At 39.9% G+C, this 7,618-nt stretch carries 7 protein-coding genes; 3 read left to right on the forward strand and 4 right to left on the reverse strand.

From position 1 onward, the window contains the following. Positions 1–59: 59 nt before the first annotated feature. A complete protein-coding gene (gene arfB / locus DBR11_RS26065) occupies positions 60–473 on the forward strand; it encodes an alternative ribosome rescue aminoacyl-tRNA hydrolase ArfB (RefSeq protein ID WP_108555499.1) in 414 nt (137 codons plus the stop codon). Between the two features lie 28 nt (positions 474–501). Here the strand turns inward: arfB and DBR11_RS26070 are convergent, their stop codons facing one another. Both DBR11_RS26070 and lon read right to left on the reverse strand, forming a co-directional pair. Further along, positions 502–1,455 carry a lipid A deacylase LpxR family protein gene (locus DBR11_RS26070; protein WP_108555494.1) on the reverse strand — a complete coding sequence of 318 codons (954 nt, stop codon included), beginning with the start codon at positions 1,453–1,455 and terminating at the stop codon, positions 502–504. A 60-nt stretch (positions 1,456–1,515) separates the two neighbouring features. Continuing rightward, the gene (gene lon / locus DBR11_RS26075) at positions 1,516–3,990 is read right to left on the reverse strand and encodes an endopeptidase La (RefSeq protein WP_108555495.1); all 2,475 of its coding nucleotides are present in this window, start codon (positions 3,988–3,990) and stop codon (positions 1,516–1,518) included. 271 nt (positions 3,991–4,261) lie between these two features. Here lon and DBR11_RS26080 point away from each other — a divergent pair, with 271 nt between their 5' ends. After that, on the forward strand, positions 4,262–4,888 hold the full coding sequence (locus DBR11_RS26080; protein WP_108555496.1) for a tetratricopeptide repeat protein: 627 nt from the start codon (positions 4,262–4,264) through the stop codon (positions 4,886–4,888). Positions 4,889–4,962: 74 nt separating this feature from the next. Here the strand turns inward: DBR11_RS26080 and DBR11_RS26085 are convergent, their stop codons facing one another. Continuing rightward, entirely contained in the window at positions 4,963–5,487 is a 525-nt protein-coding gene (locus DBR11_RS26085) for a hypothetical protein (RefSeq protein ID WP_108555497.1), read from the reverse strand. Further along, positions 5,487–7,007 (reverse strand): 2,3-bisphosphoglycerate-independent phosphoglycerate mutase, encoded by a 1,521-nt coding sequence (gene gpmI / locus DBR11_RS26090; RefSeq protein WP_108555500.1) that lies wholly within the window; start codon positions 7,005–7,007, stop codon positions 5,487–5,489. The genes DBR11_RS26085 and gpmI overlap by 1 nt, the downstream gene beginning before the upstream one ends. A gap of 141 nt (positions 7,008–7,148) precedes the next feature. Here gpmI and DBR11_RS26095 point away from each other — a divergent pair, with 141 nt between their 5' ends. After that, positions 7,149–7,544: a DUF4783 domain-containing protein gene (locus DBR11_RS26095; protein ID WP_108555498.1), complete on the forward strand. Its 396-nt coding sequence runs from the start codon at positions 7,149–7,151 to the stop codon at positions 7,542–7,544. Positions 7,545–7,618 lie beyond the last annotated feature (74 nt).

Genomic DNA, 7,618 nt, shown 5'->3' on the forward strand with positions numbered 1-7,618 from the left:
AGTTAATACTTTAGCTAATTTTTAAGGTTAAAATGCCTTTAAAATATTATTTTTACAAAATGTTACCTGTAAGAGAAGAGATTATAAAAATAGCCACCTTTAAAACTTCGAGAAGCGGAGGGAAAGGAGGACAAAATGTGAACAAAGTTTCCAGTAAAGTAGAATTAGTGATCAATATTGTTGAAGCACCCTTTTTCAGTCCCGAAGAAAAAGCCTTGCTTTCAGAGCGTCTGGCACATCGCATTGATCAGGAAGGAAACCTTCATGTGGTATCACAGGAAGACAGAAGTCAATTGTTAAACAAAGAAAAAACGATTCTTAAATTACTTCATTTGCTAAAATTGGCCCTGCATGTTGATAAAAAAAGGAAGCCTACCCGGATTCCAGGAGCAGTGGTCCGGAAGCGCTTGGAAGACAAGCAAACACGGTCCTTTAAAAAGGCAAACCGAAAGAAGCCTCAATTAGATTATTGAGGCTTCTTTATTTAATACGAAAACAGGTTTAGTTAAACCTGTAAGCCATACTGATCGTTCCCCATTGATGGGCCCTGGCCGAACTCTTTACTTCCTTGGTTTTGAACAATACTCCAAAATCAAATGTAAATCGCTGTGAACTGTAATCTACTCCCAATTGTTGCGCAAACACAATCGGTTTCGATCCAAATGTTACCGGACTGTTGTTGTTGAATAAACTGCCCTGAATGGTCGCGTCGTAAGCAACAAAGTTTAACTGTGGTTTGGCATAGAAGAAAATTTCCTGTTTAACCAATCCCTTGGTTTTTGCGTTGTTTCCGATTACAGCATTGGTATAGGAAGAATTAAAAAGCTGGTTGATGCTTCCTATCCTAAACAATATTCCTGCGCCGGCACCACTAAAAGTTGTACCTGCGTTCGCATAGCCCTCAAAAGAAAAATCAGCAATAGGATCAGCAGTGCGGTACAATAAGCGGGTATATTGTGCAGAAAGATTAATGGCCATTTCATTTTTGATCTGGTAGTCCCATCCTTCCGGAGTATAAAAACCAACGGTTCGGTGCAAAAGTTCCTGTCCTTTTTGTGCGAGTGAATTGGGGCCAGTTGTACCAATCTGCACACTTGTCCTCAGAATGCTCTCGTTTTTGAAAAACCAATTCATCGCGCCTTCTACATATAAATAGCCAGCAAATGGACGGTCTTGCAGTGCAGGATCCGGAGCATATCCTGAATAAGGATTGAACATCTTTTGTCCGGCAGTAATTTCCCAGGTCTTCTTTTCCAGGTTTTCTTTCAGTTTACCCTGGTCAAGCGCATGTTTAAAGTTCAGGAACAATCCATTGGTGTAATAACGGTCCGAACCCTGACCAAGATAGGCATCATTATCGCTTTTAAAGCCAAATTCATTTTTATAGGTCTGTGCATTCACCATCTGAAAAGACAGTGCACAGGATAAGACAATAAGGTATTTTAAAAATTTCATGGAAAGGAATTAAAAAAGCCCCGGACGATGGGTCCGGGGCCTTAAATATATCTATTTTAATTAATTAGTCGCTGCAGGCTTTGTTTTTATTGTTAAATCCTGAGGATTTTTAACCTTGTCTTTTGTCAGTGCGAGTTCAATGACTTCTTTCATTTCCGTCACATAATGGAAATTCAGATCTTTGATATAGCTTTCTTTAATTTCCAGAATGTCCTTTTTATTGGATTTACATAAAATAATATCCTTGATATTTGCGCGTTTGGCAGCCAATATCTTCTCTTTGATACCTCCAACGGGAAGAACTTTCCCTCTTAAAGTAATTTCTCCTGTCATCGCCAAATTTGATTTTACCTTGCGTTGGGTAAATGCAGAAGTTAAGGCTGTAAGCATGGTGATCCCGGCAGAAGGCCCGTCTTTAGGCGTTGCACCAGCGGGAACGTGTACATGGATGTCAAACTGATCGAACAATTCGTAGGCAATACCAAACAAGCCAGCGTGCGCGCGCAGGTAAGCCAGGGCAATTACTGCAGATTCTTTCATTACCTCTCCAAGATTTCCTGTTAAGGTCAGTTTACCTTTTCCAGGACTCAGGCTGGCCTCAATAAACAAAATATCTCCACCAACAGATGTCCAGGCCAATCCGGTTACCACACCAGCCACTTCGTTGCCTTCATATAGATCTTTATCATAGATCGGGGCACCAAGGATGCGTTCTACATCATCATTGTTTAGTACAGGTTCATAAGTCTCTTCCATGGCGATTTTTGTCGCTACACCCCTCACTAGTGAACCAATTTTTTTCTCCAGGCCACGAACGCCTGATTCTCTGGTATAATCTTCAATCACTTTCTCAATCAAACCTGATTTAAGCGTAATGTCTTTCGATTTTATACCGTGGATCTCTTTCTGCTTAGGCAGTAAGTATTTTTTTGCAATTTCTATTTTTTCTTCAATAGTATAACCATTGACTTCAATGATCTCCATACGGTCTAGCAATGCTGGCTGTATAGTACTCAAAGAATTTGCAGTCGCAATGAACAGAACATTAGATAAATCATAATCTGTTTCTACATAATGGTCATTAAATGCGCTATTTTGTTCCGGATCCAGTACCTCTAACAGGGCAGAAGAAGGATCGCCCCTAAAGTCAGAGCCTACTTTATCAATCTCATCCAATACAAATACAGGGTTAGCCGCACCAGCTTTTTTAATCGATTGAATAATACGGCCTGGCATTGCTCCAATATATGTTTTTCTATGTCCGCGGATCTCAGCTTCGTCTCTGATACCACCAAGCGCCATCCTTACATATTTACGGTTCAAGGCCTTTGCGATAGATTTGCCCAGGGAAGTTTTACCCACGCCCGGAGGGCCAACCAGACAGATGATCGGAGCCTTCATATCCCGTTTCAGTTTCAATACGGCAAGGTATTCAATGATCCGTTGTTTTACTTTCTCCAGTCCAAAATGATCTTTGTCCAATACACGCTGTGCACGCTTCAGATCAAAATTATCTTTGGTGAATTCATTCCACGGAAGGTCAAGTAAAAGTTCCAGGTAATTGATCTGGATAGAATAATCCGGAGCCGCGGGGTTCATCCGGCCCAATTTTTCTAGTTCTTTGTTAAAATGATCCCGAACATGAACTTCCCATTTTTTCTTCTTTGCACGAACTTCCAGTGCTTCGTACTCCACATCAGAAGAATTACCTCCAAGTTCTTCCTGGATGGTTTTCAGCTGTTGATTTAAGAAGTAGTCCCTTTGTTGTTTGTCCAGATCCGTACGAACCTTAGACTGGATCTGGTTTTTAAGCTCCAGCATTTGCAACTCAAGCGTAAGCAATTCCATGACCATTTCTGCCCTGTCACGCTGACTGGACATTTCCAGCATCTTCTGTTTGTCTGCCACGTCGGCATTCATATTAGAAGAGATGAAATTGATCAGAAAAGAAGTACTTTCAATATTTTTTAGTGCAATACCAGCTTCACTTGGAATATTTGGCGACAGCTGTATAATCTGCGAAGACATTTCTCTTATAGAAGCGACCAGGGCTTTGAATTCTTTATCCGATTTATGCTTGGCCTCCTCAAATTTTTCAATGGTTACCTTAATATAGGGCTCAGACTGAACTTCCGAAATTAGCCTGAAACGTTGCTTGCCCTGTATAATTACAGTGGTGTTACCATCTGGCATCTGAAGCATTTTGATGATATGTGCCACTGTTCCTACACTGTTCAACTGATCGAAAGTAGGATCCTCAATCGAAACATCCCTCTGTGATACTACACCTATAATCTTGTTGCCCTTATAGGCTTCCTTGATTAGCTTTATCGATTTATCTCTGCCAACTGTGATCGGAATAACCACGCCAGGAAAAAGGACCGTATTGCGCAGGGGCAAGATGGCCAGGATTTCTGGTGTTTCTTCGTTATTCATTTCGTCTTCGTCCTGCTGAGACATTAGCGGAAAGAATTCTGTATCTTCATTTATGATGGGAAGCGCGTTGCCAAAATCAAACTGATCTTTTATACTCATTAAAAAAGCCTTTCTTAAAATAATAAACGACAATCTGACAGCATGTCGTCGCGGAAATATTAATTATGTGTTGAATCCTATATTTTCAACTCTTGTGCCAAAGCAAAGGTAATCGGTTTAACATGCTAAAAAGGCAGTGTGTAAAAATTATTTCACAGCCAATCATATTTTGGCTTATTCAGCGTTAAAGAAATTAATATTTGCAAATGGTACAATAGTTGCCTAAAGTTTACCTTTGATTTTTATATCTTTATTTTTTAATTAAAATTTAATGAATTACCTAAAACAAGCGATCTTCCTTTTATTTGTTTTTTCTACAACAACATCCATGGCCCAAACTGGCGGTTATGATAAGCTGGGGATGCAGGCCATGATGAAGGGTGATTTTAAGGGTGCGGTGAGCCAGTTGGAAAAAGCAGATGTAAAAAACCCAAATAATGCAGAGGTATTGAAAATGCTGGGGTATTCTTATTTTCAATGTGGTGATTTTGAAAATGCAATATCTACCTATACAAGGCTTATTGCATTAAAGCCGTCAGAGTACTCTGCCTACTATTACAGGGGAAAGGCCAGGCAGAATATTGCCAATGATCCTAAAGAATCCTTAAACCAGATGCGTGATAATTTTTATGTCTCAGCTATTAAAGATTTTACGAAGGCCATTGAAATCAATGGGGAAGAAAATGCACAATTGTTGCAAAACAGGGGCATTGCCTATAAAGACTATGCCATCTTCAAATCTTATAAGGTGAAAAAAGCTGCAGAAAAAACCGCATGTATTGCTTTGTTCAATAATGCAACTTCTGACTTTCAGAAGATTTTAATTATACAACCGCAAAGAAAGGACATTTTGTCTTTAGTGGATTATGTAAAAGCCCAGGTGACCAGCCTTAAATAAGAGAAAGAACTCAACACAAAAAGGGCGGTATTTGAAAAAATACCGCCCTTTTTGTGTAAGGAATCTGTTATTGTCTAAAATTTTCCGGTAACTTTATAAGCCTTCGCATTCAGTAATCTGATGTGTTGTGTTTTACTGATCTGGTATAAACTATCCGGGTAATAAACCAGTGTATCGACAGAGTTGTATAGGTAATTAGCCGTGTTTTGCAAAATTTTAATGCCTGTAATCTGGTTGCCTGCTCTATAGATCAGGACCTGCTTCACAGGAATCTTGTCTTCTGTATTTACATACAGTTCTTCGTTTTTCGTTTTTGTTACCTTAAATGCACCTTTCCAGGCTGATTTGTTGATGTCGGCATCAGAAAAGACAGAAAACTCCCTGTTCCAGTCAGCAATGCTAACCTTTTTCTTTTCTTCGGCACCATTGACCATAACGGTTTTTTCAACAAGAGGTTTCGCTTTATTTAAGCGAAGCGCCTCTTGCTGAAAATAATTCTGAATATCGAAATACTTATCTTCTGCATGAGGGTTTGGGCCAGAGGGATTACAGGCGGCAAAAAATCCTATGGAAGAAAGTAAAAACAGATGCTTCTTCATTAGATCAGATAATTTCCAGTCATGATCTCAGGTTTAGGAATTCCCATTAATTTTAAGATTGTTGGGGCAACATCGCCTAGTTTTCCATCTGCAATGGAGGTGTAATCGTTGTCTACCAGAATGCAGGGTACGAGGTTGGTGGTGTGAGCCGTATTTACTGAACCATCCTGATTGATCATAAATTCTGAATTTCCGTGATCGGCCAGAATGATAAAGGAATACCCCTTCTCCAAGCCTTTTGTCACTACTGCTTCCGCACAACGGTCAGCAGTTTCTACAGCTTTAACCACCGCATCAAATACACCGGTATGGCCAACCATGTCAGGGTTTGCAAAGTTCAGGCAAATGAAATCAGCCCAGCCGGTTTCCAGCTCTTTTACAATGGCATCGGTAATGCCCTGAGCACTCATTTCCGGCTGCAGGTCATAAGTGGCAACTTTAGGGGATGGGATCATAATACGTTTTTCATTCTCGAAAACTTGCTCCCGGCCTCCTGAAAAAAAGAAGGTCACATGTGGGTATTTCTCTGTTTCTGCAATCCTTATCTGGTTCTTGTGGTGTTGTTCCAGAACCTCTCCCAATGTTTCGCTCAGGTCATCTTTAGTGAAGATTACTTTAACGTTTATAAAATTCTCATCATAAGTTGTCATTGTCACATAGTACAATGGCAGCTTATGCATATTAAACTCTGCATAATCCTGCTGGCACAGTGCGGAAGTGATTTCGCGTCCGCGGTCTGTTCTGTAATTGAAACAGATCACTACATCATCCGGTTGTATTGTTGCGGTAGGAGACCCGTCTGCCTTTGTAATCACAATAGGTTTTACAAACTCGTCTGTTACACCGTCAGCATAGGATTGTTCAAGTGCACCTGCTGCATTTTGCGTAGCCTCACCAATACCTTTTGTCAGCAGATCATAAGCTTGTTTTACTCTTTCCCATCTGGAATCCCGGTCCATAGCATAATAACGGCCAATCATACTGGCCAGCTGGGCAGAAGATTTTTCAATATGAGCTTGAAGATCCTTAACAAAGCCAAGTCCTGAATTAGGATCGGTATCCCTTCCATCAAGGAAAGCATGAACAAATACCTTTTTCAGTCCTTCTTCATCTGCAGCATCACAAAGCGCTTTAAGGTGGTTGATATGCGCATGCACACCACCGTCAGAAAGTAAACCTATGAAATGTACAGCCTTGTTATTTTCTTTTGCATAATTAAACGCATCTTTCAGTACAGGATTAGAAAAAAGGCTCCGGTCGCTGATCGCTTTGTTGATCCTGCCCAGTTCCTGGTACACCACACGTCCTGCACCCAGGTTCATGTGTCCTACTTCCGAATTTCCCATCTGGCCAACAGGTAAACCTACAGCTTCACCTGAGGCTTCCAGTTTGGAGTTAGGGTATTTTTTTAATAAGGAATCAAAGAAAGGGGTATTAGCGGCATAGGCGGCATCAGATTTGTCCTGTTTACCATAACCCCAGCCATCCAGGATCAGAAGCATTACTTTTTTATGTTCCATCAGCATATTTTAGTTAAAAATCTTGTCTTATTTTAGATGAGCAAATATAAACCTATTAGGGTTTTAAAAGGCACTTAATTGCAATTTATGATCTATTAATGGCATAGTTTATGTAGGACTGGGGACTATAGATTAATTGAGATGATCAGATTTTTACTTCCGGTGCTCGTTTTTGTTATGCCTTTTCTTCCCTCTTCACCATTCCAGGGGGATTTTGTTGATGAAATGTCTGCTCTATTTAAAGCCGGAAACTCAAGGGAAATCGCTAAAAGTTTCAGTCCATCTGTTGAGTTAAGTTTGATTAACGAAGAAGATGTCTACTCAAAACTACAGGCCGAACAAATTTTAAGAGATTTTTTCACCAAACATCCTGCGGTTAATTCTACAGTTATACATCTCATTAATACGAACCCCAATATCCGGTTTGGAATTCTTTCTTTAGCCACCAAAAACGGGAAATTCCGGGTTTCTATAACGTCCAAAAAAACTGCTAATGTATTTTTAATCACTTCATTGAGAATAGAAGCAGAGAAATAAATAAAACAATTTAGGTAAAAATGCTATTTTTGGTTTAAAATTGATGATTTGGACAAGCATATAATAGACCTATT

The organism is Pedobacter sp. HMWF019, assembly GCF_003061025.1.
Taxonomy (GTDB): Bacteria; Bacteroidota; Bacteroidia; order Sphingobacteriales; family Sphingobacteriaceae; genus Pedobacter.

Coding starts and splice junctions, on each gene's coding strand:
- arfB (WP_108555499.1), top strand. CDS start 60: ATGTTACCTGTAAGAGAAGAGATTATAAAAATAGCCACCTTTAAAACT.
- DBR11_RS26070 (WP_108555494.1), bottom strand. CDS start 1,455: ATGAAATTTTTAAAATACCTTATTGTCTTATCCTGTGCACTGTCTTTT.
- lon (WP_108555495.1), bottom strand. CDS start 3,990: ATGAGTATAAAAGATCAGTTTGATTTTGGCAACGCGCTTCCCATCATA.
- DBR11_RS26080 (WP_108555496.1), top strand. CDS start 4,262: ATGAATTACCTAAAACAAGCGATCTTCCTTTTATTTGTTTTTTCTACA.
- DBR11_RS26085 (WP_108555497.1), bottom strand. CDS start 5,487: ATGAAGAAGCATCTGTTTTTACTTTCTTCCATAGGATTTTTTGCCGCC.
- gpmI (WP_108555500.1), bottom strand. CDS start 7,007: ATGGAACATAAAAAAGTAATGCTTCTGATCCTGGATGGCTGGGGTTAT.
- DBR11_RS26095 (WP_108555498.1), top strand. CDS start 7,149: ATGATCAGATTTTTACTTCCGGTGCTCGTTTTTGTTATGCCTTTTCTT.